General features: G+C 48.5%; 23 protein-coding genes and 1 pseudogene. 16 read left to right on the top strand and 8 right to left on the bottom strand.

Translation table 11 applies throughout. The features are described from left to right. Positions 1–98 precede the first annotated feature (98 nt). The 5 genes from H6G00_RS10060 (at position 99) to H6G00_RS10040 (ending at position 4338) form a co-directional block, all read left to right on the top strand. Positions 99–590, top strand: a complete 492-nt coding sequence (locus H6G00_RS10060) for a F0F1 ATP synthase subunit B' (protein ID WP_190641178.1) — start codon at positions 99–101, stop codon at positions 588–590. Between the two features lie 36 nt (positions 591–626). Next, on the top strand, positions 627–1190 hold the full coding sequence (locus H6G00_RS10055; RefSeq protein ID WP_190796613.1) for a F0F1 ATP synthase subunit B: 564 nt from the start codon (positions 627–629) through the stop codon (positions 1188–1190). After that, positions 1187–1744, top strand: a complete 558-nt coding sequence (gene atpH, locus H6G00_RS10050) for an ATP synthase F1 subunit delta (RefSeq protein WP_347278164.1) — start codon at positions 1187–1189, stop codon at positions 1742–1744. Before H6G00_RS10055 ends, atpH begins: the two co-directional genes overlap by 4 nt. Positions 1745–1804: 60 nt before the next feature. Next, positions 1805–3322 carry a F0F1 ATP synthase subunit alpha gene (gene atpA, locus H6G00_RS10045; protein WP_190641176.1) on the top strand — a complete coding sequence of 506 codons (1518 nt, stop codon included), beginning with the start codon at positions 1805–1807 and terminating at the stop codon, positions 3320–3322. 65 nt (positions 3323–3387) lie between these two features. Further along, the gene (locus H6G00_RS10040) at positions 3388–4338 is read left to right on the top strand and encodes a F0F1 ATP synthase subunit gamma (protein WP_190796612.1); all 951 of its coding nucleotides are present in this window, start codon (positions 3388–3390) and stop codon (positions 4336–4338) included. Positions 4339–4477: 139 nt separating this feature from the next. On the opposite strand, the gene H6G00_RS10035 is transcribed toward H6G00_RS10040, so the two are convergent. After that, positions 4478–4858 carry a surface-adhesin E family protein gene (locus H6G00_RS10035; protein WP_190796611.1) on the bottom strand — a complete coding sequence of 127 codons (381 nt, stop codon included), beginning with the start codon at positions 4856–4858 and terminating at the stop codon, positions 4478–4480. Between the two features lie 171 nt (positions 4859–5029). Between H6G00_RS10035 and H6G00_RS10030 the strand changes: the two genes are divergently transcribed. Both H6G00_RS10030 and H6G00_RS10025 read left to right on the top strand, forming a co-directional pair. Beyond that, positions 5030–5959, top strand: a complete 930-nt coding sequence (locus H6G00_RS10030) for an AraC family transcriptional regulator (RefSeq protein WP_190796610.1) — start codon at positions 5030–5032, stop codon at positions 5957–5959. Positions 5960–6079: 120 nt separating this feature from the next. Beyond that, entirely contained in the window at positions 6080–6478 is a 399-nt protein-coding gene (locus H6G00_RS10025; protein WP_190680003.1) for a hypothetical protein, read from the top strand. 86 nt (positions 6479–6564) lie between these two features. Here H6G00_RS10025 and H6G00_RS10020 read toward each other — a convergent pair whose 3' ends face one another. Further along, positions 6565–6969 carry a DUF1824 family protein gene (locus H6G00_RS10020; protein WP_190796658.1) on the bottom strand — a complete coding sequence of 135 codons (405 nt, stop codon included), beginning with the start codon at positions 6967–6969 and terminating at the stop codon, positions 6565–6567. A gap of 101 nt (positions 6970–7070) precedes the next feature. Between H6G00_RS10020 and gshA the strand changes: the two genes are divergently transcribed. The 4 genes from gshA to H6G00_RS10000 all read left to right on the top strand — a co-directional run bounded on the left by gshA (position 7071) and on the right by H6G00_RS10000 (position 13385). After that, the gene (gshA, locus tag H6G00_RS10015) at positions 7071–8222 is read left to right on the top strand and encodes a glutamate--cysteine ligase (protein WP_190796609.1); all 1152 of its coding nucleotides are present in this window, start codon (positions 7071–7073) and stop codon (positions 8220–8222) included. Positions 8223–8470: 248 nt separating this feature from the next. Further along, on the top strand, positions 8471–8932 hold the full coding sequence (locus H6G00_RS10010) for a tRNA (cytidine(34)-2'-O)-methyltransferase (RefSeq protein ID WP_190641170.1): 462 nt from the start codon (positions 8471–8473) through the stop codon (positions 8930–8932). A 1076-nt stretch (positions 8933–10008) separates the two neighbouring features. Then, positions 10009–12354, top strand: coding sequence for a LysM peptidoglycan-binding domain-containing protein (locus H6G00_RS10005; RefSeq protein WP_190796608.1), 2346 nt, complete (start codon positions 10009–10011; stop codon positions 12352–12354). Positions 12355–12557: 203 nt separating this feature from the next. Then, positions 12558–13385, top strand: coding sequence for a class I SAM-dependent methyltransferase (locus H6G00_RS10000; RefSeq protein WP_190796607.1), 828 nt, complete (start codon positions 12558–12560; stop codon positions 13383–13385). A 30-nt stretch (positions 13386–13415) separates the two neighbouring features. On the opposite strand, the gene H6G00_RS09995 is transcribed toward H6G00_RS10000, so the two are convergent. Together H6G00_RS09995 and H6G00_RS09990 are read right to left on the bottom strand one after the other, a co-directional pair. Then, positions 13416–13577 carry a metallothionein gene (locus tag H6G00_RS09995; RefSeq protein ID WP_190796606.1) on the bottom strand — a complete coding sequence of 54 codons (162 nt, stop codon included), beginning with the start codon at positions 13575–13577 and terminating at the stop codon, positions 13416–13418. 86 nt (positions 13578–13663) lie between these two features. Beyond that, positions 13664–15253, bottom strand: coding sequence for an Hsp70 family protein (locus tag H6G00_RS09990; RefSeq protein ID WP_190796605.1), 1590 nt, complete (start codon positions 15251–15253; stop codon positions 13664–13666). Positions 15254–16130: 877 nt separating this feature from the next. Here H6G00_RS09990 and bchL point away from each other — a divergent pair. From bchL to H6G00_RS09965, 5 genes and pseudogenes are all read left to right on the top strand, one after another. Then, on the top strand, positions 16131–16994 hold the full coding sequence (gene bchL, locus H6G00_RS09985) for a ferredoxin:protochlorophyllide reductase (ATP-dependent) iron-sulfur ATP-binding protein (RefSeq protein ID WP_190641165.1): 864 nt from the start codon (positions 16131–16133) through the stop codon (positions 16992–16994). Between the two features lie 217 nt (positions 16995–17211). Beyond that, a complete protein-coding gene (locus H6G00_RS09980; RefSeq protein ID WP_190641164.1) occupies positions 17212–17595 on the top strand; it encodes a DUF5331 domain-containing protein in 384 nt (127 codons plus the stop codon). 59 nt (positions 17596–17654) lie between these two features. Then, a complete protein-coding gene (locus H6G00_RS09975; protein ID WP_190680009.1) occupies positions 17655–18113 on the top strand; it encodes a DUF5331 domain-containing protein in 459 nt (152 codons plus the stop codon). 42 nt (positions 18114–18155) lie between these two features. Next, positions 18156–19562 (top strand): ferredoxin:protochlorophyllide reductase (ATP-dependent) subunit N, encoded by a 1407-nt coding sequence (locus H6G00_RS09970; protein ID WP_190641162.1) that lies wholly within the window; start codon positions 18156–18158, stop codon positions 19560–19562. Positions 19563–19759: 197 nt separating this feature from the next. Further along, a pseudogene (locus tag H6G00_RS09965) lies at positions 19760–20017 on the top strand (hypothetical protein); the annotation flags it as partial. Positions 20018–20177: 160 nt separating this feature from the next. On the opposite strand, the gene H6G00_RS09960 reads toward H6G00_RS09965, so the two are convergent. From H6G00_RS09960 to H6G00_RS09945, 4 genes are all read right to left on the bottom strand, one after another. Then, entirely contained in the window at positions 20178–20585 is a 408-nt protein-coding gene (locus tag H6G00_RS09960) for a type II toxin-antitoxin system VapC family toxin (RefSeq protein ID WP_190796604.1), read from the bottom strand. Beyond that, a complete protein-coding gene (locus tag H6G00_RS09955; RefSeq protein WP_190796603.1) occupies positions 20566–20829 on the bottom strand; it encodes a hypothetical protein in 264 nt (87 codons plus the stop codon). The genes H6G00_RS09960 and H6G00_RS09955 overlap by 20 nt, the downstream gene beginning before the upstream one ends. Positions 20830–20967: 138 nt before the next feature. Further along, positions 20968–21735 (bottom strand): hypothetical protein, encoded by a 768-nt coding sequence (locus H6G00_RS09950; RefSeq protein WP_190796602.1) that lies wholly within the window; start codon positions 21733–21735, stop codon positions 20968–20970. A gap of 58 nt (positions 21736–21793) precedes the next feature. Next, on the bottom strand, positions 21794–21952 hold the full coding sequence (locus H6G00_RS09945; RefSeq protein WP_190796601.1) for a hypothetical protein: 159 nt from the start codon (positions 21950–21952) through the stop codon (positions 21794–21796). Positions 21953–22082: the final 130 nt, after the last annotated feature.

Genomic DNA, 22082 nt, shown 5'->3' with positions numbered 1-22082 from the left:
TTGCTTAGAGAAGCTTTTCTCAAAAGTAATTGGTAGACATGACAGCCAATTTGTTGTCTGACCCCCACTTGGAGTTTTAGGAAACTGGGGCACTGAATATGAGTTATTGGACGATTCTGCTTGCTGTCGAGGCTGCCGCTGAAGAGGGAGGAGGCGGACTGTTTGACATAGATGCAACCTTGCCGCTGATGGCGGTACAGTTCCTCATTCTGGTTGCCATTCTCAATGCCATTTTTTATAAGCCGCTTGGGCAGGCCATTGATGGACGTGACAGCTACATCCGTACTAACTTGACCGATGCTCGTGAGCGGTTGGCAAAGGCAGAGCATTTAGCGAAGCAATATGAGCAGGAGTTGGCAGAAACCCGCAGACAGTCTCAAGCGGTAATCGCAGCGGCTCAAGCGGATGCTCAAAAGATTGCTGCTACCAAGATCGCCGAAGCCCAGCAGGAAGCTCAGGCACAGCGTGAACAGGTGCAGCAGGAGCTAGACCAGCAAAAGCAAGCGGCGATGCAATCGCTTGAACAGCAGGTAGATGCACTTAGCCGCCAAATTTTAGAAAAGCTTTTAGGCTCATCGGCAGTGGGCTAGGTTCGGTGTAAGGTCGAGCAGATTAGAGAAGGAATCATGGGGACTTTGTTATTTTTAGCAGCCGAGGCTGGGGCGATCGCCAACGATTTCTCGGAAGCGGCCGAAGAAGGTGGATTCGGGTTAAATTTCAACATTCTGGATACCAACCTAATTAACCTGGCAATTATCCTGGGAGTGTTGTTTTACTTTGGTCGCGGATTTATAGGAAAGATCCTGTCAGAACGCCGCGAAAAAATTGAGACTGCCATTCGAGATGCAGAAAAGCGGAAGAAAGATGCAGCCTCAGCCCTAGCAGATCAGCAGCAAAAGCTAGCTCAAGCGCAGACTGAAGCAACCCGCATTCGTGCTGCTGCTGAAGAAAGCGCCAAGAAGGCAAAAGAAGCGGTCTTAGTCCAGACTGAGCAAGACATTCAGCGTATCAAAGCCGCTGCCGCGCAAGACCTCAACTCGCAGCAAGAGCGGATCATCGCTGAACTGCGTCAACGGGTTGTAGCACTGGCCTTGACACAGACTGAATCTCGTCTCAAGTCTGACTTGAATGAAAATACGCAGCAGCAGTTGATTGACCACAGCATCGCTATGCTAGGAGGAGAGTCGTGAAAGATACGCTAGTGATGGGAGGAATCCTGGAGCCGTATGCCAAAGCACTCATGGCGGTAGCTCAATCAAATGACTTAACCGACCGCTTTGGTGAAGACGTTGCCTACTTGCTCAGTCTGCTAAACGAATCAGAAGAGTTACGCCAGTTTTTGTCTAGCCCACTAACCAAGCCAGAAGCCAAAAAAGGGGCGCTAGAACAGCTTGCTGGAGAGCAGGTTCATCCTTTTATGCTGAACTTCCTCAGAGTTCTGGTCGATCGCGGTCGTGTTCTTTTCCTGGAGGGAATCTGTAAGCAATACCAGGTACTCCTGCGCGAACTGAAGCAAACCGTTTTGGCAGAAGTCATCTCGGCGGTAGATTTATCAGAAGCTCAGGAAGAGTCCGTTCGTCAAAAAGTTTTGACCTTGGTCGGCGCACAGCAGGTTGAGCTAGAAAAAAATATCGACCCTGATCTAATTGGCGGTGTCATCATTAAAGTTGGCTCCCAGGTGATTGATGCTAGCCTGCGCGGGCAATTAAGAAGAATTGGGCTTCGCTTGAGTAGCGCAACGTAAGCGCGCAAATCGACTCCTTTCATCATCTTGTGTTTATCATCTTGTTAGAGAGAAGCAATCATGGTAGCGATTAGACCAGACGAGATTAGCAGCATTATTCGGCAGCAGATTGAACAGTATGACCAGGATGTCAAGGTTTCCAATGTAGGAACCGTCCTGCAAGTAGGCGACGGCATTGCCCGGATCTATGGTCTAGATCAGGCAATGGCGGGAGAACTGCTGGAGTTTGAAGACGGCACCGTTGGTATCGCCCTCAACCTGGAAGAAGACAACGTTGGCGCGGTTTTGATGGGTGACGGTCGCGGCATCCAGGAAGGCAGCTCTGTCAACTCAACCGGTAGAATTGCCGAAGTTCCAGTGGGCGATGCGATGATTGGCCGTGTGGTCGATGCATTGGCGCGTCCTCTTGATGGCAAAGGCGACATCAATACAGGTGAAACCCGCCTGATTGAGTCTCCCGCTCCCGGCATCATTGCCCGGAAGTCGGTGTATGAGCCTCTACAAACGGGTATCACCGCAATCGACGCAATGATTCCCATCGGTCGGGGACAGCGAGAATTGATCATTGGTGACCGCCAGACCGGAAAAACTGCCGTTGCTGTAGACACCATCCTCAACCAGAAGGGTGAAGATGTAATCTGTGTCTACGTGGCGATCGGGCAAAAGGCATCCACTGTTGCTCAGGTGGTAGACACCTTGGCAGAGCGCGGTGCAATGGACTACACCATTGTCGTCGCTGCAAACGCCAACGACCCAGCTACCCTGCAATACCTGGCTCCCTACACCGGCGCAACCTTGGCTGAGTACTTCATGTACAAGGGCAAAGCGACATTGGTGGTTTACGATGATTTGTCAAAGCAGGCACAGGCTTATCGCCAGATGTCCCTGCTGCTACGTCGTCCACCCGGACGTGAAGCTTACCCTGGCGACGTTTTCTACCTCCACTCTCGCTTGTTGGAGCGCGCGGCAAAGCTCAGCCCTGAATTGGGCGAAGGCAGCATGACTGCTCTGCCCATCGTGGAAACCCAGGCTGGTGACGTATCTGCCTACATTCCTACCAATGTAATTTCGATTACGGATGGTCAAATCTTCTTGTCCTCTGACCTGTTTAACTCTGGTCTACGTCCAGCGGTAAACGCGGGTATCTCCGTATCCCGTGTAGGTTCCGCGGCTCAGATCAAGGCGATGAAACAGGTTGCCGGCAAGGTGAAGCTGGAATTGGCTCAGTTTGCTGAACTGGAAGCTTTCTCACAGTTTGCTTCTGACCTGGACAAGTCTACTCAGAACCAGCTTGCACGCGGTCAGCGTTTGCGCGAAATTCTAAAGCAGCCACAAAACTCACCGCTGCCCGTAGCTGAGCAAATCGCCATCATCTACGCAGGCATCAACGGCTACCTGGATGACCTACCCGTTGATAAGGTGACAGGCTTCACCGCTTCTCTGCGTGAGTACTTGAGAAACAGTAAGCCCCGTTTTGGCGAAATCGTCCGCTCCGAGAAGAAGCTGAGCGACGAAGCCGAAACCTTGCTGAAAGAGGCGATCGCTGAACAAAAGAAAACTTTCCTGGCAACGGCGTAGAGGAGAGGAGCTAGGGGCTAGCCCCTAGCTTCTAGCCCCTAGCCCCTACCCCCCCTTTCCTACCTATGGCAAACCTCAAAGCAATTCGCGATCGCATCAAGTCGGTCAAGAATACTCAAAAAATTACAGAAGCGATGCGACTGGTGGCGGCGGCTAAGGTGCGTCGTGCCCAGGAGCAGGTGATTGCAACCCGTCCTTTTGCCGATCGCTTGGCTCAGGTACTTTATGGCTTGCAAATGCGCCTTCGGTTTGAAGATGCTGACCTGCCGCTGTTGCGGAAGCGGGATGTGCAAACCGTTGGTCTGCTAGTTGTATCGGGCGATCGCGGTCTCTGCGGTGGCTACAACAGCAACGTAATCAAACGAGCTGAAGTACGCATCAAAGAGCTACAGGCTGAAGGCATCAACTACAAACTGGTTCTTGTTGGTCGCAAAGCTAATCAGTACTTCCAGCGTCGAGAGCGTCCTATCAGCGCCTCCTTCTCTGGACTAGAACAGATCCCTACCTCATCCGAAGCTTCTCAAATTGCCGACGAACTGCTGTCTCTGTTTCTGGCAGAAGAAGTAGACCGCGTTGAACTGATCTACACCAAGTTTGTCTCGCTGGTTAGCTCTCGTCCCGTCGTTCAGACGCTGTTGCCACTCGACCCACAAGGGTTAGAGCCACAGGATGACGAAATTTTTAGATTGACCAGTCGAGGCGGTGAATTTCAGGTTGAGCGCCAGCGAGTCGAAGCCGCAGCTCAAGCACCCTTGCCTCAAGACATGATTTTTGAGCAAGATCCTATCCAAATTTTGGATGCACTGTTGCCGCTGTATCTTAACAACCAGTTGTTGCGGGCTCTGCAAGAATCTGCAGCGAGTGAGCTAGCTGCCCGAATGACGGCAATGAACAACGCCAGTGACAACGCTAAAGAGCTAATCAAAGGCTTGTCTCTGTCCTACAACAAAGCTCGTCAAGCCGCAATTACCCAGGAAATTCTAGAAGTTGTCGGCGGCGCGAACGCACTAGGTTAGTACTAATTAGCTCGACTAGAGTGAAAAAGCGGGGTGGGCGTTGTCCTACCCCACTTTTTGTTTGTAGTACATGACGAGCCCAAAAACAAGAAACCCCTTGCCTATTAGCAAAGGGTTTCTATTAACATGAGCATCATTTTTAGTTGTTGCAAGCCGTGTTTAACATTGTCTCACCGACTGAACCTAAAGGGACAATCGTGATCTCTCCAGGGCTATCATAAGCACTAGTTTGAGTTCCATCTGCATCGTATTCTCTGCCAAGCTGAAATTGCATTTCACCAGTAGCACAGTTTCCTCGCATCACATCAACTGTAAACCAAGATTGAGTTTGATCGTTAGCGGACTGAATGTACTCTACATAATCACCACTTCGAGTAATGCTATCGAGATCAATGTAGTAGTTAATTCCATCTTCATTGGTATCTACATAAGCAAGATTCACCTCAGCCTGTGCGGGAGCTGCAATCGTCAAAGCTGAGGCTGCAACAGTTATTCCAACTACGGTAAGTCTCTTTAGCATTTTCAAGCTTCCTAAGTATTAGGTGACGCTTTAAATGTTCCCGTTGCGCTACTAAGGCTATCAGTAGTTCCTTTGCTGTTGCAGTATGAGAACCAGGTCAACGAGTAATGCTGCACCTTCACAGAGGACATTCGCTAAGCTTCAAACATCCTTAATTGGGACTCAATCGCGATGCAGCCCTCTCCAACGCAGTCCTTAAAAATTGATTTCACGCAGGACGACGGTATTCTACAGGTCTTTTCTCGCCTGCCTATTCTTTCCAGCCGGCAAGCAGCTTGGGAAAGAATTCACTTGGGGCATTATCAGCAACCTGCTCATGAAACGCCGGAATATTGTCCCGCTCAACATACCATCAGTATTCACCTTGGCTCGTCTGGGATAGAAGAGCAGTGGTGGGAAGGACGTTTTCGGCAAGAGCATTTTGTCTACGGCGATATCAGTATTTATCCTGCTGGCTGCCCTCAGAAACAGCGTTGGAGGAAAGATTTTGAGTTTCTTGAGCTGAATCTTGACCCTACTTTGTTCAGTCAGGCTGTTTATGAATCGATTAACCCCGATCGCCTTGAAATTCTGCCTTACCGCACTGCTCAAGACCCTTTGATTCAGCACATTGGATTAGCGCTGAGAACATCCTTAGAATCATCGATTGCTGTTGGGGGAGGGGGTGCCTTGCTTGAGGCAAACCGTCTTTATGTAGAGACAATGGTTAATGCGTTAGTTGTTCATTTGCTCAAGCATTACACAACCCAAAAGGCAGCAATTCAGTCCTATGCAGGCGGATTATCTTTATTCAAGTTAAAGGTGACAATCGCCCACCTTCAAGCTCATCTTGACCAAAACTTGAGCCTCTCTGAGATTGCTGCCGTCGTTCAGATGAGTCCCCACTACTTTGCCAGCTTATTCAAGCAATCCACCGGACAAACTCCCCACCAATACGTACTGAGTTGCCGAATCGAGAGGGCAAAGCATTTGTTAGCTCAGCGAGAATTGGCGATCGCCGACATCTCTCAACAAGTCGGCTTCCAAAATCAAAGCCATTTCACTAGCGTCTTCCGTAAATATGTGAAGGTAACACCCAAAGCTTACAGAAATTCTCTTTAAGCAGATCGGAGAATTTCGACATTTCTGGGAGGAATTGGGAAGACAGGGCGATCGCCCTCACCCTATGCTCAGACCAGTTCAAAGAGCAGGAGACAAAAATTGTTTGGATTTATCGGCTCAATGAGCTTAGCAATTGTGGGCGTGGTGCTTTACCATCTAGCGGTCAAGTTGCAACCACACTCCGTTAGCCCATTCCTAATTCTGGCAATGGCTTACTGCGTAGCCGCTCTACTAAGCACTGTAATTTATTTGGTGACACCCTTTGGCACGACTGCGGTCAAAGATTCCCTGCTATCAGCATCCTGCTTTGGGGTCGTGATTGTTGTTGTTGAACTGGGTTTTCTACTGGTCTACCGAGCCGGGTGGGATACCAGCATCGCAGGGGTATTTGCAACGGTCGCTGCAACCATTTTCCTGGTTCCCATTGGGATATTTTTCCTCAAAGAGAATGTTTCTAGGGTTAACCTAGTCGGCATTCTGCTTTGTCTGGTAGGGCTATTTCTAGCTTCAAGAAAATAGATGCCTTGCACGAACCATTTTTTGAAGCGTGATATGGAGGCGTGGCTTCGCTGCGCCCCATTCATGCAGAAGGTCTAAGGAATCATCTAGTTTTCAAACAGATCAAGCGGTAGGTGCCCATACATCTCATTAACGCCTGACTCATAGGCAGATTGGCAGGAGACCAAAACACCACGATACTCACCTGTGTAAGCCTCGGCGTAGCACAAGCCAGATTTAGGGTTGAATTTGATGTAGACCGCGTCTGCGATCGCCCCTCCCTTCAACTCAGGCGCGTATCCCAAAGCGGCCGAGTAAGCTTTGAGAGCTTGCTGTCCTTCAGTTAAATTGTCTGCACAGATGCCCAGAATTTGATAATCCGAAAGCTGCACGACCGTCAGCAGGGCCTCACGAATGCGAGGTTTGTTAGCACGAGAGAGAGCATCATCTCGCCTGAGACAGTCAAACGGTTTCAAAATCTGATGGGCTTCAGCGGCGGTAAGTTGAGTCATCGGTTCTAAACAATGAGCAGTCGGGCTAAACCAATCGACGGATGCAGTCACCTGTTTTCCCTGATACTTAAAGAGAAGGTTTTGTAAGCGAGAAAACGACAGTGCTGCTAACCAAAGGGTTTGAAGTGGAAATGTACACAGGTACGCCAGACGGAAAAATCGTCGGGCTGTCTGACCGGATTGTAGCGGCACTGGATGGATTTGTGCGCGAACCGGATAGCCGCAATGTGGAGTATACAACGGCTCCGCTTTGCCGCTATGAACGACTGCTGTGTGACTTGGTGCGTCCCCGCCGACAGCTCAGAGCTTACCTGAAGCAGTTGGGCGACTATACACTGATTCCCGGCAGCACATTAGCGTTGGGAGAGAGCGATCGCTTCTACCGCTCTGACCCTGCCAATCCCTATCACGCTTACATCGAGAATACTTACGGCACCAAAGTTGTCACCGCCAGCATTCACATTAACGTCGGCATCAGCGACCCCGAAGTACTAATGCGGGCTTGCCGCCTAGTTCGGCTAGAAGCGCCTCTGTATTTGGCGTTAAGTGCGTCTTCTCCATTTTTGGATGGTGAAGCGACGGGCTACCATTCTACCCGTTGGGGCGTTTTTCCAAAAACTCCGGCTCATGTGCCGCTATTTGAAAGCCACGCTCACTTCGTCCGCTGGACCGAGGAGCAGCTCGTCGCAGGCACAATGCAAAACGTCAGGCATCTTTGGTCATCAGTGCGACCAAATGGCGATCGCCGCCCCTACAACCTGAATCGATTGGAACTCCGAATTTGCGACCTGGTAATTGACCCGATTGCCTTACTCGCCATCACGACCCTGTTAGAAGCCCGACTGCAACAGCTTATTCTTGACCCATCGCTTGATCCATTGGAAAGTAGTACACTTCCAGCAGCAAATCGGGCAGAAGACCTGGTTGCACTTACGGACGCAAACGAAGCGGCAGCGGCAGCAAACAGCCTGGACGCAGAGCTAAGGCACTGGCAAGATGGCAGGGTTCTGCTAGCGCGAGATTGGATTGCGGAACTGTACCAGGAAGTATGGGCGATCGCCAAAAAACAGGGCTTTAGCTGTTTTCTGCTGCCGCTCAAGAAAATTTTGCGAGAAGGCAACGAAGCGCAGCGCTGGCTAGAGCTATATCAGCAAACTCAAAACAGCCGCAGCGTGATTCAGCAGGCGATTCAGACAGCTGCTCAACAAGAGCAAGCGCTCGAACAAGAACTGTGTCAGCCCTTAGTTGCCTAATCAGTTGTTTAATTTAGGCTATCAGTAGCGCTCAAAAGCTTTACAATTTCTAATTGGTCATTTGTTGTTGCTGCTTATTAAAAAAATCTATATTCTTCGTCTCTCTATGGGTAGATGTGCCACTTTCATTTAGGTTCTACCCGGATCAGGATATAGATACCTTGCAAGAATAGGATGAGGTTGCCAAAAGCTTTAACCTCTAAGCCTTTTGCTGGTAAGCAGCTTATTCAGGGTCAGGAAAAGGCTCCATGCCTCAAGTTGTTCTCGTAAATCCTCAAATTCCTCCAAATACGGGCAACATTGCTCGAACCTGTGCCGCTACCGGGACAGAATTGCATCTCGTTGGTCCGTTGGGATTTGAAATTAGCGATCGCTATCTAAAGCGCGCCGGATTGGACTACTGGCAATGGGTTGACTTGCACTACCACGCTTCTTTTGAAGCCTTTCAGATCTACCACCAGCAGCGCCGTGGGCGATGGATTGGCTTCAGCACTTCAGGGGTGTGTAGTTATATTAAGTTTAGGTTTGAGCCTGATGACTGGCTGTTGTTTGGGTGCGAGACAGCAGGATTGCCTCGAGAAGTTTTGTCTGCCTGTCAGCAAACGGTCTATATTCCCATGGCACAATCCCAGGTTCGCAGCTTAAATCTTTCGGTGAGCGCTGCAATCGGTTTGTTTGAGGCGCGTCGGCAGCTTGGTTATCTTGAATAGGCTCCAACCCCTGACCTCAAGCCATTTTCAAGGCTCAGTAAAGCTGTTCATTGGTTTTCCTGACCAATGTGAAACTGCATCTATATGGATACATCTACATTCATCTACCTGTTTCTTTAAGTACGCTTAGCTTCCTGCCAAACCAGAGGGGGGAGTCGGCGTGAGCAACAATCTGATTACTGCTCACAACAACGTGCATAAGGTTCATTTGGGTGTTTCAACCTTGCTGGTCAGGCTGAAAGATGAATGATTCTCTTAAAAGCTATCTAGCGATTAAGAGATTAGGCACAGCTATCTATCCGGAAAAAACTTCTAGTTGTTCAGTCTTCTACACTACTAAACCCAATTCTGTTCGATAAGAAATTCATATAGAAAAATTGGGTTTTGAGTTTAGTAGAGACAAGAAAATCAGCGAAGTATTCTTATCAGTCCTGATGACAAGCTTTTAGACAGCAGTTAAGGGTGTTATTGTCCTTCAGAGTGTTGAATTGAGTCTCCAATTCAAGTCTTACCCTCAAGCATCACAAAGCCCAATAGAGCAGATCTTTTGTACTTCACCAAGTCGTAATCAAGAAAGCTCTTCAATCCGTAGAATCCTCTCAGGAGAAGTATTTTGGCGATCGCAAGACCAAGGTCGGAAGACATAAATTGGCTTACAGCCAACTTTTCTTTCGACAAAAAAATAATCTGGTTGCTGTTACCTGATGGCTTTCAAGCAAGAGTGGTGTACACTAACCCCTTGACTGTCATCAATCTCACTCGCTACGCCAATGTAGCCTCAGATGAGCAAAAACTTTGCGACAGATTAGTTCTACTTAGAGGCTTGGTATTGAATTTTTTGTCGGCTGGTGTAAGCTTGTCTAAACCAAAAAAGCAAGGTAATCTTGCCTATGCATACGGACGTTGTCGGTGATCTTGCTCTCTTCCCGTTGTGATTTACGTCATTGACTGGTGAAAAAGGTTGAGTGACTTGAGGACAGTTATAACGCTGGTCATTAGGAGGTCGTTCTTTGAAACGAGCATTTCCGCAGAAGGTTAGGTCTGCTTCCTGCCACCCATTCGTAATAGAGGCCGTGGTGGGTCAAGCTAGACGGACTCTTCCAGGAGTCAATCGCAGAGCCCGTACCTCTGCTGCAATGATTGGACTCGCCCTTTCGATGGGCGCATCCAGCTTGCTACTGCCCCGTCAAGATGATGGAGCGGCAGCAGCAGAGCCCAGAACAACAGAATCTGCTGTAGTTGCTACTTCAGTGGAGCATGTAGTACAGCAAGGGCAAACTCTCTGGCAAATTGCTCAGAGATATGGGGTTAGCGCTGAAGCGATCGCCGCTTCCAACGGTATTACTACCGATTCTACCCTGCGAGTAGGTCAAACGCTTTGGGTTCCTGGTTCCGGTATCAGAAACAATAGTGGTGATGTTTCTGAAGCGATTGTGCCTGAGCCCGTTGCGCCAGAAGCAATTACTGCGCTTCGGTCCGCTTCTTCGCCCGATTTTAGTCAGCTGCGTCAGGTAGAAGCTCCCGATGCAGCGCTCGACGATTCACTCAAGGCTGAGCAGGATATTGCACTTGAGCGATTACATCAGCAGCGAGAAAGATTGCGTAACAGTCTGGCGGAGTTGAGGTCTGAGGAGTTACAGAATTCAGTTGCTTCAGAGGTAGAGGTTGAGTCTTCCATTCAACCATCGGCGGCAGAAACTGCGGTTTCAAATCCCTCTTCGGTTGCTGTCGAACCTGCTGAGTTGCCTTTGATGGACCCCACCGAGTTGACACAGGCTGAGCCTCTTCTTCCGACTGGGTTGTCAACCTATCAGGTTAAGCCTGGGGATACGCTTGACAGGATTGCCAACGCTCATGGCATTACTCGGCAAGAGCTAGCAGAAGTTAATCAACTGGTTGACCCTAACTGGCTGCGAGTCAATCAGTCCCTGGCGATTCCTCAATCCGAGCCGATCGCATTAGCAAGTCCGGTTCCGAGTTCTATCCCAACGGTGAACTCAGGTGCATCTGACTTGTCCGCAACATTAGCTCAACCCGAATCGACAACAGTTCAACCCGAGGTACAGATCAAGCCGGAAGCTCCGCTAGAAACTGCGCTGACGGTTCATCAGGTAGGTTCAGGTGAAACTTTAAGTGAGATTGCCCGCACCTATGGCATCTCAAGGTCAGAGCTAGTTAGTGCTAACCATTTGAGCGATCCAAACCTGATTTTTGTGGGTCAAGAACTTGATATCCCCACAAACTCAGGGCTGGAAGCTAACGCCGAGGAGATTGCTGTACCTGGTGCAACAGTTTCAGTACCTACGGTAACCGCTCCTACGAATGTACTACCTGAGCAATTTGCTCCAGAGTCAACCTCTGCACCCATTGTTTCCGTCCCAACAGTACCAACTCCCGTTTTGATTGCCTCTTCTGAACCTACTGCATTGCCTGCGGTCGGAGGAAGCCTACCTTCGGATGATTCAGCCGATAAGCAGCTTGAACAATCTGAACAAGTTGCAGCTGTACCTACTGATGCTGCACCCGCTGAAGCATCAGTCGGAACCGAAGTAGCTAGCGCTCCGTCGGGAACAAGTCCCTACGTGCAGAATCTGATGACTGAAATCAGAGACCTGCGCGATCGCTACCAAACTGAAACGGCTGAAGTTGAAGTTGAACAATCTACACTGGTTGCTACCGCCCCAACAGGCGCTCCAGATTCACTGACCGAACTGCCTAACCCTTCTAGTGATATCAATCCAGAATTTAGCCCAGATCGATATACAGAAGCGTTCCAAGCAGAAATTCGCAGGTTACAGGAAGAAAGACGCAATCAAGTTGCTCAGGTTCCGGTAAGCAATTCAGTTAGTACTCAGCCCACTGAAGTAGCGACTCTGCCATCCTCTGAAACAGAGCCGCAAACAGAAGAGGAACTCGTTGCTGTTGCACCCTTGGGTTCTCAGAACTATCAGCCGCTTACCCAACCTATTACGGGACGGATGGTTTCTCCTGACCTGCCACCCCTGCCGGGAGCAGAAGCTTACTTACCTGATGGAGCGGCTTCCTTCAACGGCTATCTCTGGCCTGCAAGAGGCACGTTGACCTCTGGCTATGGCTGGCGCTGGGGTAGAATGCACCGGGGAATTGACATTGGTGCGCCAACAGGTACGCCTGTTGTGGCAGCAGCACCTGGTGTGGTTGAGTCTTCTGGCTGGAACTCTGGTGGCTACGGCAACATGGTTGAAATTCGCCATGCTGATGGCAGCATGACCCGCTACGCTCACCACAGCCGCAACCTGGTTCGCGCTGGACAGGAAGTCGAGCAGGGTCAGCAAATTGCTGAGGTTGGCAGCACGGGCTACAGCACGGGTCCACACCTTCACTTTGAGGTTCACCTACCTAATCAGGGAACGGTCAACCCGATGGCCTATTTGCCTCGTTAAGGAAACAATTCCTTTTCTGTATAAACTTTGGATGTACTAAACATTGTTTGGTGCATCCAAAGTTTTTTTATGGCAGACTTCGGGCTAACCTGAACATAGACTCCCTGCATGAATCATTTTTGAAGCGTGAATGGGGGTGCGGCGAAGCCGTACCCCCATTCACGCAGGAGATCTATTATTAAGTCTGAATAATTTACGGTGTGATGAAAGATTTAAAGCAGACTCTTCAAAATGAGTGTTATGGCAGAGATTTAGAACAACGCAAGCACTGGTATTCGCCTGCTGCTGAAGCATATCAACAGGTCAGACCCCGCTATCCTCAGGCGCTGATCGATCGCGTTGTAGATATTGCCCAACTCTCCGTTAACTCATCGCTGCTGGAAGTCGGATGTGGACCCGCGATCGCCACTCCTGCATTTGCGGCTCTAGGTTGTCACATGGTCTGTGTAGAACCTAATTCGGATTTCTATCACCTAGCGCAACAAACTTGTACAGCTTATCCCCAAGTAGAACTGCAAAATTGCTCGTTTGAAGAATGGGAGTTAGCACCCCAGTCATTTGATGCAGTCTTGGCAGCGAGTTCATTTCACTGGATTCCGCCAGAGATTGGTTATCCGAAAGCGGCGGCAGCATTGCGCCCAGAAGGACATCTGATTTTGCTGTGGAATAAAGAACTCCAGCCTCAATATGAGGTTTATCAGCAGCTATCTGAGATTTATCAAACCCATGAGCCGACCCTCAACCGCTCCTATGAAGATAGTGCTACCCAGATGGCAATTTTGAATGAAATGGGACAAATGGCCATCGCATCCGGCTATTTCCAAGATTTGGTAGCTGGGCACATAGAAATAGAAGTCACATACACCGTTGATCAGTACTTGCTGTTGTTAAATACCTATTCGCCCTACTTGAAGCTAGAAGCTCAGCAGAAGCAGTCATTGTTTGCAGAATTACGCCAAGTGTTAGAGCAGAACGGTGATACAGTTCAACTGACTTATGTCTCCGCCTTTCACATTTCCCGTCCTGCTTAGCTCTATTAAGCTATTTAGCGATCGCCCTATTTAACAAGCGCAACCCTGATGGCCGCAGTCCTCACCATTGGGGTGTCCATCTGCACATGCATCGCTGCAATAATTCTTTCCGTCTTTTTTCACCGCGTCTTCAATTGCAATTACACAGACGCAAGCATCGCAAGCACATTTCATTTGAGTTACAGTTGCCATCATTTTTTACCAAAATTGACTTTCATATCATGCCAATATACGAACAGTCATTCATACTTCCTTAGGATAGGTAAGCGCTCCATTCCCTAACTCAACTGCACCACTGCTCGATTCTCCAGCAGCGTTTCAGCGGAGAATAAGTCCTCAACCGTGATTCTGAGAAAGCGATCGCCATCTACCCAAAACAGCACTTTGATCCGATCGCTACCTGGAAACCCGGGAGGGGTGAGTTTTGCAATCGTGCTTGCCTGATCGTTGAGCGGTTGCACCTGGGTTTTGCTGCTGCCGAGGCTGCGAGTGACGAGGCGATCGCCCTCAAAAAAGACCTCAGTGCCGCCCGATTCAGTCCCCAATTCACCAATTATGAGTTCGATGCTGGGCTGGTTTTCAGTGGATGCACCCAACACCAGTTCAACCGGATCAGGCATGGGGTAAGGCTGTCCTTCTTTAATCAGGGGATGCCAACTGTGGCGATTGTTGCGCCGATCCCAATAGCGGATGCCGTAGCTGTGATAAAGAAAATCTTTCAGGTCAATTCCCTGATGAATTTGCAGAGCGCCTTGGGCGATCGCTTCAAATGGACGTTCTGAACGAATTTTTTCTGGTTCAAAATACTGTTTCACCCAGTCCTGCACAGCAGGAATTTGGGCAGTACCCCCGACTAGCAAAACGGCATTGATATCAGCCACTTCTAACCCCTGTCGTCTTGCCTGCCGCAGCACTTGCGTCATCGACTCGTCTAATCGTTCAAAAAACTGGTGTTCTTGAAGAATGGCGGTGAAGCGATCGCGGTCTAGCTGCAACTCGTAGCTTTCAAAGGTTTCGTCATTAAAGTAGGCTTCGGTTGCTGTAGTTTGCTCTGATAGCTGCACTTTGAGCCGTTCTGCCAGTCGCAGTGTCAGCGGTGTGACGGCTAGGCCCTGAGTGGTTGCAAAGTGATCGACTAGCCAGTTATCGATATCCGAACCGCCCAAATTTTGTCCGGCTTTGGCTAGAACACGGGCAGTTTTGGGACGCTGACCGGATTCTGTCAGCATTTTTTGTCCCCATTTAAGGATGAAACCCATTGGTTTTGATTGGGATTGGCGATCGCCTTGAAGCTGCACCAGCGACAGATCTAGAGTGCCACCACCAAAGTCAATCACCAGCAGCGTTTCCCCTGCGGTCAAGCCATAGCCCAGAGCAGCAGCAGTTGGCTCATCCAGCATTCGCACCTGTTCAACTTGCAGCGATTGACAAACGCCTGACAGCCAGTTGCGATATGCCTCAAAGCTGTCTACTGGAACCGTAAAGACCAGGGAGTCAAAGTCCGAGTCAAGACTCTGAAGCTGTTGAATCACCTGGGTTAAAAACCACTGTCCGGTTTGCTCCAGCGTCACCGTTCGCCCATCTAACTCTGGCAAAAACCCCTGAACCTCAGCCCCAATTCCCCGTTTAAAGTTGCGAAAAAAGCGAGAATCACTGCTCAGATCCAGTCCGCGATCGCGCACTGTTTGACCCGCCAACACCTTGCCGCTAGCGGCATCCTCAACGTATACCAAGCTAGGAATCAGGGGCGGGTTTTGCCCCAATCGAATGGATAAATCTGCTAAAGCTAAAGTTTCTGGTTGCTGAGTAGCTGCATTCCAACGAGCAATGACGGTGTTGCTGGTGCCAAAATCGATTGCGTAAACCATGTTGAACGGGGGCGATCGCTAATTTTTTATATCTCTATAACAGTTCAAAATCAGCTATGAGATGAGTCGGTCGTAGAACTTGTAGGATTAACCGAATCCACAACTAATTTAGTTGAGATTCTAGTTTGCCACTGTTGATCCTGGAAATACTTCTGTTGGAAGGATTGATCTATTGCCCTGACGGCTCAAGAGTTAGTAGAAAATTGCAAAATTTATTATTTTTAACAAGATTGGAATTTGGGGAAAACAGGGTAGTTTTTGAGGCGATCGCTCAGCTTTACCCTGGACAATTAGCAGCGTGAACGAAACAACTATAGGGTTGAAGCCAGGGAAAATCCCTTAGATAGCCACAATGCGACAGGGGTTAGCTTAGTAGGCAAAACCCTTACCAACCAAAGGTTTAACGGCAAAATTCAACCTGACTCGGCAAAATCTGCCCTGACCCTTGGCGATCGCTAGAAGCCCCAACAAGCGATAGATTGAGTACTACGCAACACTCTTCAATCAGTGCCCTTTGGCGTAGACCATTGGCGATGTAAGAATTACCTAAATTTATCTTGTACTTGTATGAATCCTAAAGAAAAACAAAAATTTGTCTTTTGTTCCAATTTCTATAAAAACAAAGTTACAAATTCTCTCAAATGGGTTTCAAAAGCTTTCAGAGTGGACTAGGGTAATCCTCATAGAGCTTATTATTCGTTGCTTAGCTTAGCTCTGTTTAGCACCCCGTTCCATTCTTAGGGGCCCTTTCTTTTGCTAAGTGGCTTCGACATAATGCAATCAACCCCAAGACAAGTTTGAAGCTGAGGCGCAAGACGTTAGCGCTAAACAAGTCACATCCCAGCCCGTTTAACAAGATCACCAGGAGATTACCAGCGTGAAATTAGCAGTTTATGGAAAAGGTGGAATCGGCAAATCCACAACAAGCTGTAACATCTCTGTTGCCCTTGCCCGTCGCGGGAAGAAAGTGCTGCAAATTGGGTGTGACCCCAAACACGACAGCACTTTTACCTTGACCGGCTTTTTGATTCCCACCATCATCGACACGCTCCAGGAAAAGGACTATCACTACGAGGATGTTTGGCCCGAAGACGTAATTTACAAGGGCTATGGCGGCGTTGATTGCGTCGAGGCAGGTGGGCCTCCAGCAGGCGCAGGCTGCGGCGGCTACGTCGTCGGAGAAACTGTCAAACTCCTCAAAGAACTCAACGCCTTTGACGAATACGATGTAATTCTGTTTGATGTGCTGGGTGACGTGGTTTGCGGTGGCTTTGCTGCTCCTTTGAACTACGCCGACTACTGCATGATCGTCACTGACAACGGCTTCGATGCCCTATTTGCCGCTAACCGGATTGCTGCTTCAGTGCGTGAAAAAGCCCGGACTCACCCGTTGCGTCTAGCTGGACTGATTGGCAACCGCACCTCTAAGCGTGACCTAATCGACAAATACATTGATTCTGTACCCATGCCCGTGTTGGAAATCTTGCCGCTAATCGAAGACATTCGCGTCTCTCGTGTCAAAGGCAAAACGCTATTTGAAATGGCAGAAACCGATCCCTCACTCAGCTATGTCTGCGACTACTATCTCAACATTGCTGACCAAATTTTGGCTCAGCCCGAAGGTGTTGTTCCCAACGATTCACCTGATCGCGAACTGTTCTCGTTGCTGTCTGATTTTTATCTCAACCCCGCAGAACCCCAAGGGAGAGCAGAGGGAGAGCTAGACCTGATGATGGTTTAAGTAGAAAGCTTTAAAGTTTTAGATTTTGAATTTTTGATGCAAACTACAAGTGTAAAATTCAGAATTTAAAACTTTACTCTTTCGCATTAAACCTGTTAGCGTTGCTGATTGCATGGGTAGATTCCACAGTATGATGCTGTACAGACTGACGGGTCTTGACTACTGGTCTTAAGGCATTCAAACTTATACCTTCAGCAAGCTTAAGAGCATCAAGAACATGGCATTTTTTGAGAACTTTACGACTTCCATTAAGCAGAAGTGGCTGGATTATTTCCAAACTAATCGGGGCTGGTTAAGCCTGCAAATGGAAAACCATTCTGTCCGTACGCCAGATGGAGGTCGTAGACCGTCTTCTTATCTGATTTTGGGTGTCGTCAACGCAATAGAGCCAAAGTTAGGCAACCTGATGGTGCCTTTCTATCGACTTAATGCCAACGAAGATGCCCTAGTTGAAGTGTTGGGCTTAAATTTTGATCCGGATATGGAACTTTCCAAGGAAAGCGGCACAACAGTTAATGTGCGGTCTAGCAATCCAGAGAATGACCTATCTCGGTTGCTGCCCGACTCTCAGGAGCAAGAGCAATATGACCCGTTGGCATAGTTCCCGTTGGTATGGGGGTGAGCTAAATTGGGACGCTCTACATTGTTTTGAGGTTGACTGTGAACGTTGAGCAATTACGTCAGTCTGTCAAGGCTAAGTGGTTGGGCTACTATCGCGAAAACCGCTCATGGCTGATTCGTTTAGGCGTTTGGGTGAACTGTGAGGGGCAGCGCCGTCCCTCATCCAGTTTCATTTTGGCAACCCTATCAATTCTGGAACCCCGTTTAACCCAAATGATGCCGCTGGTCGTAGATCTCAGCACCAACCCCGATCGCATTGTGGCAGCTTTAGGGCTGAACTTTAACCCCGATTCTGAGCTATCCGAGCTAGAAGCGTTAAATCAAGCAGAGGATGATCCAGACGATGAACCGCTACGAATGTTGCCCAGTGGCGCAACCGATGCTGTTAATCCGGCGATCGCCCCTTCTCCCAGTCGCCGCTCCGCCATGATCGATGAAGACTGCCGAGGTATCCGCCGCTCCGCCCCCACCGAACCCCTCCGCGAACAATCCCCCTAATCCCCAGCCCCTAGCCCCCGATCTTTAAGAGGAACCTATACTATGACCCTGGCAAACTCTGAGCCTCAAACCCTCAATTTTGAGTGCGAAACCGGAAATTATCATACCTTTTGTCCAATCAGCTGCGTCGCGTGGCTTTACCAAAAAATTGAGGACAGCTTTTTCCTGGTGATTGGTACCAAGACCTGCGGCTATTTCCTCCAAAACGCGATGGGCGTGATGATCTTTGCTGAGCCGCGCTACGCGATGGCTGAACTAGAGGAAGGCGACATCTCAGCCCAGTTGAATGACTACGAGGAGCTAAAGCGGCTGTGCTTGCAGATTAAGCGCGATCGCAACCCCAGTGTGATTGTCTGGATCGGCACCTGCACCACCGAAATCATCAAGATGGACTTGGAAGGATTGGCCCCCAAGCTCGAAGCTGAGATCGGCATTCCCATTGTGACCGCCCGTGCAAATGGCTTAGACTATGCCTTCACTCAGGGCGAAGATACCGTCTTGGCAGCAATGGCACATCGCTGTCCTGAGAAGGCTCCGAAGCTAGAGTCTGAGAAGGAAGAGCGGAATGCGATCGCCAAACTGCTCAACTTTGGGCGCAAAAAAGAAGACGTTGCCGCCGAAGAATCTGAGTATGTCGATCATCCACCCCTCGTCCTGTTTGGCTCTCTGCCCGACCCCGTTGTTACTCAACTCACCTTAGAACTCAAGCGACAGGGCATCAAAGTCTCCGGCTGGCTCCCCTCCAAACGCTACACCGAGCTACCCGTCCTTGAAGAAGGCTATTATGTCAGCGGCGTAAATCCTTTCCTCTCGCGCACCGCCACTACCTTGATGCGCCGCCGCAAATGCAAACTGATTGGCGCACCCTTCCCCATTGGTCCCGATGGCACTCGCGCCTGGATCGAGAAAATCTGCTCTGTCTTCGGCATTGAGCCAAAAGGTTTAGATGAACGCGAAGCCCAGATTTGGGAAAGCCTGGAAGATTACCTGAAGCTGATTCGCGGCAAGTCCGTCTTCTTCATGGGCGATAACCTGCTAGAAATCTCGCTGGCAAGATTCTTGGTGCGCTGCGGCATGACCGTCCCCGAAATCGGCATTCCCTACATGGACAAGCGCTACCAGGCAGCAGAACTAAGCCTGCTAGAAAAAACCTGTCACGAAATGGGCGTTCCCACTCCCACAATCATTGAAAAGCCGGACAACTACAACCAGCTTCAGCGTATCCAGGCGATCCAACCCGACCTGGTGATCACTGGCATGGCTCACGCCAACCCACTGGAAGCACGCGGTATCAACACCAAATGGTCAGTTGAGTTCACCTTCGCCCAAATTCACGGCTTCACTAATGCTCGTGATGCACTAGAACTCGTCACCCGCCCCCTCCGCCGCAACACTAACCTCAAAGACTTAGGCTGGGATAAACTCGTGCGCGAAGAAGCCAAAATCTAAAAGCAAAATCTAAGAATACTCTTAGGTCGCAATTCCTCTGAATAGGAATTGCGACCTTTTTTTGCTTCACTCAAGAATACTTTAATGGTAGGAGGCAATTTTGAGGGATGGAACTGCGAGAGCGAGATGTTTGAACTGTTTGGGTTCTAAGGTCGATCGCCACAACTCTGTTAACATAAAAAATTTATTTGGCGCTGCTAAGTGACATGGCTCATGAGGAACTTCCTTGGAAAAAAGCTCGTAAAGGTTTGCCCCCTGAAGTAAGTTCAACGGAGCCAATTCTTCTTGGTGATATGAAGGCGTTAGGTTTTCAGAAGCTTGATTTGATAGAGCGTGAAAATCCTACTTACGACCTGGCAATGTCTAAAGTTTTGAAGGATACATTGGCTACGGAATCTTCAAATCGAATCTTCAATCGAGAAGTGCGTGACTGGCTCACCTCCCTTCTCGATTGAAGATTCTGATAATTTTAAGCGTTCTTTCAAAAAACTTGCAAAGGTTCATAAGGGTAATTTTTTGAACTCATTGCAACCAATTCAACAATAATTGATCGGTTTCACACTGTCACAATAAAGCGACACCCAATTAGTCTCGCTACAGCTATCAGCCAAAACATCATGAGGAGTTCCAGTCTTGCCATTCTAAACCTTCGATCCGGTTGAAATGACGCTGATTGTGAGTGATGAGAACAAGATCATTAGCAACCGCAACACCAGCAATTAGGAGATCAATGTCATCTACAGGAGTTCCACTAAGACACAAGGTTGCATAGAAGTTTGCCGAGAGCGTCACAGACTCTTGGGTCAAATGTAAAAGAGTATTTTGAGCAACAAATCCCAGGAATAAGGAAAGTTGCTTTTGAGCATCGCGATGCTTCAAGCCGCTAAGAATTTCGTAGTAGGTGATGATGCTCAAGTTAATCTGCTGATGCTCACTTAGGTATTCTTGAAAGCGAGAAACAACAGCCGGATTACCCCGGAAAAAGAGAGATAGAATATCAGTATCAACTAGAATTGGTTTCACGATTTCGCCTTCTGGAGAATGCTTGCTGGCGACGCAAGGAAATATCGTCAAGAAATTCTGTGTAAATTTCGTTTGGAAGATCACTCCAGCAGCCTGCGAATTTCATGATTGATCCAGGCTCAGAACTACCGAGTTCTGCCTGAAGCCTGAAAGTATGAATCACGTCGTACAGTTCTACAAGCCTGTTTTCTGGAATATGCTCGATTTCCTGCAAAACTTTATTTTTAAATTCCGAATTTTTCATCAGCTAATTCTCTTTATATTTTTTCAAGCGATCGCCCAATTCACAGAGCAATCAACCAGTAATATTTACAGTTCTGGGAGGTTTGATTGAAGCATGAAAACTATTAAGTAAATCTTCCTGCTGTTGAGTTTTCCAAACTCAACCTAACTTATTAGCTATCTGCTGAAACCATAAGTTAGCAACTCCTGATATGAAAGCTTGAGCCTCTTCTAGACGCATTGGTTGTGCAGGTGGCTCCTCGTTTGAAACTATGTGTCTTGATTCATCTCCAAATACTTCTGGATGGTTTACTGAGCGAGTAAGTCTGAACCAATTCTTCTCAGAAGCTAAGTCGTTTAAATTCTTTCCAAGATCATTCCTCATCAACTCATAAATGTGATACATCCGTATCGGAGTAAGTTCCTGTCGTAAGAAACGGTGAACCCTCAGAGCATTTTCATTGTGAAAAGCCGAGATAACGCGATGTGAAACTAGAGCTAATTTCTCCTGGTATTCACGCTCTACTCGCTCTGCTTCCAATCTAGCCTTTTCTTCTTCTGAAATCCTTCCTATTACTGCTACACCTATTTGTGTTGTTAACAATGATGATTGAGTTCCTGTCGCAGTTATAGGAGGGAACACATACCTACTTCGAGAACCATTATCCTTTTGCTCGTACAAATTAGCCAGTTTGAATCTTACACCTGTATCTAGAGGAGAATTACTCGCCTCAGATACAACACTACAAATCCGATTAGCTAGCTCCCAAACTTCAGAACCTGTTGACAGCAGTTCAAATTGCTCACTAGTGAGGTAGGTTTTGTTATCTTCTACGTACAGTGTGACGTTTAGCTTTTCAAGTAGATCGCTTAAAAAGCGCTTATCTGCAACAATGTCACTGTCACTGATTTCAACTGACCACCTCATCCGAAATCCTCTCATGTCGCAAGCTCGAACTAGTCTACGGAACTAAAACCGAGTATCCTCAATCCTCTGCAGAGCCATCTAGCTTGTGATACTGAATTTCCTGTTTAATATCCTCCGATTCCAGGTAGCGATCGATCGCCTCAGAGACTACCTGGTTCAATGTTATCCCTCTGACACCCGCAAGACGTTTTAGGACGTTGTAAACGTCCTTATCCACTGTTGATCTGAGTTGCTGCTGATTGTCTCTTTTGGGCACTTACAAACGGATGTCCTGTGTGATTCTCCCGTAGGCAGTAGCCTACAGAGGGCATGTGACTTCAAGCTGGAATTAACGATTGCGGGGGGCA

Source organism: Leptolyngbya sp. FACHB-541, assembly GCF_014695875.1.
Lineage (GTDB): Bacteria > Cyanobacteriota > Cyanobacteriia > Elainellales > Elainellaceae > JAAUTN01.
This window is presented reverse-complemented; position numbering and strand designations above follow the sequence as displayed.

Bases quoted from the DNA above. Each gene is read 5' to 3' on its own strand.
- H6G00_RS09990 (WP_190796605.1), bottom strand. From the start codon at position 15,253: ATGGTTTACGCAATCGATTTTGGCACCAGCAACACCGTCATTGCTCGT.
- atpA (WP_190641176.1), top strand. From the start codon at position 1,805: ATGGTAGCGATTAGACCAGACGAGATTAGCAGCATTATTCGGCAGCAG.
- H6G00_RS09955 (WP_190796603.1), bottom strand. From the start codon at position 20,829: ATGAAAAATTCGGAATTTAAAAATAAAGTTTTGCAGGAAATCGAGCAT.
- H6G00_RS09970 (WP_190641162.1), top strand. From the start codon at position 18,156: ATGACCCTGGCAAACTCTGAGCCTCAAACCCTCAATTTTGAGTGCGAA.
- H6G00_RS10000 (WP_190796607.1), top strand. From the start codon at position 12,558: ATGAAAGATTTAAAGCAGACTCTTCAAAATGAGTGTTATGGCAGAGAT.
- H6G00_RS10040 (WP_190796612.1), top strand. From the start codon at position 3,388: ATGGCAAACCTCAAAGCAATTCGCGATCGCATCAAGTCGGTCAAGAAT.
- H6G00_RS10030 (WP_190796610.1), top strand. From the start codon at position 5,030: ATGCAGCCCTCTCCAACGCAGTCCTTAAAAATTGATTTCACGCAGGAC.
- H6G00_RS10035 (WP_190796611.1), bottom strand. From the start codon at position 4,858: ATGCTAAAGAGACTTACCGTAGTTGGAATAACTGTTGCAGCCTCAGCT.
- H6G00_RS09995 (WP_190796606.1), bottom strand. From the start codon at position 13,577: ATGGCAACTGTAACTCAAATGAAATGTGCTTGCGATGCTTGCGTCTGT.
- H6G00_RS10010 (WP_190641170.1), top strand. From the start codon at position 8,471: ATGCCTCAAGTTGTTCTCGTAAATCCTCAAATTCCTCCAAATACGGGC.
- H6G00_RS10055 (WP_190796613.1), top strand. From the start codon at position 627: ATGGGGACTTTGTTATTTTTAGCAGCCGAGGCTGGGGCGATCGCCAAC.
- H6G00_RS10025 (WP_190680003.1), top strand. From the start codon at position 6,080: ATGAGCTTAGCAATTGTGGGCGTGGTGCTTTACCATCTAGCGGTCAAG.
- H6G00_RS09950 (WP_190796602.1), bottom strand. From the start codon at position 21,735: ATGAGGTGGTCAGTTGAAATCAGTGACAGTGACATTGTTGCAGATAAG.
- H6G00_RS10020 (WP_190796658.1), bottom strand. From the start codon at position 6,969: ATGACTCAACTTACCGCCGCTGAAGCCCATCAGATTTTGAAACCGTTT.
- H6G00_RS10060 (WP_190641178.1), top strand. From the start codon at position 99: ATGAGTTATTGGACGATTCTGCTTGCTGTCGAGGCTGCCGCTGAAGAG.
- H6G00_RS09980 (WP_190641164.1), top strand. From the start codon at position 17,212: ATGGCATTTTTTGAGAACTTTACGACTTCCATTAAGCAGAAGTGGCTG.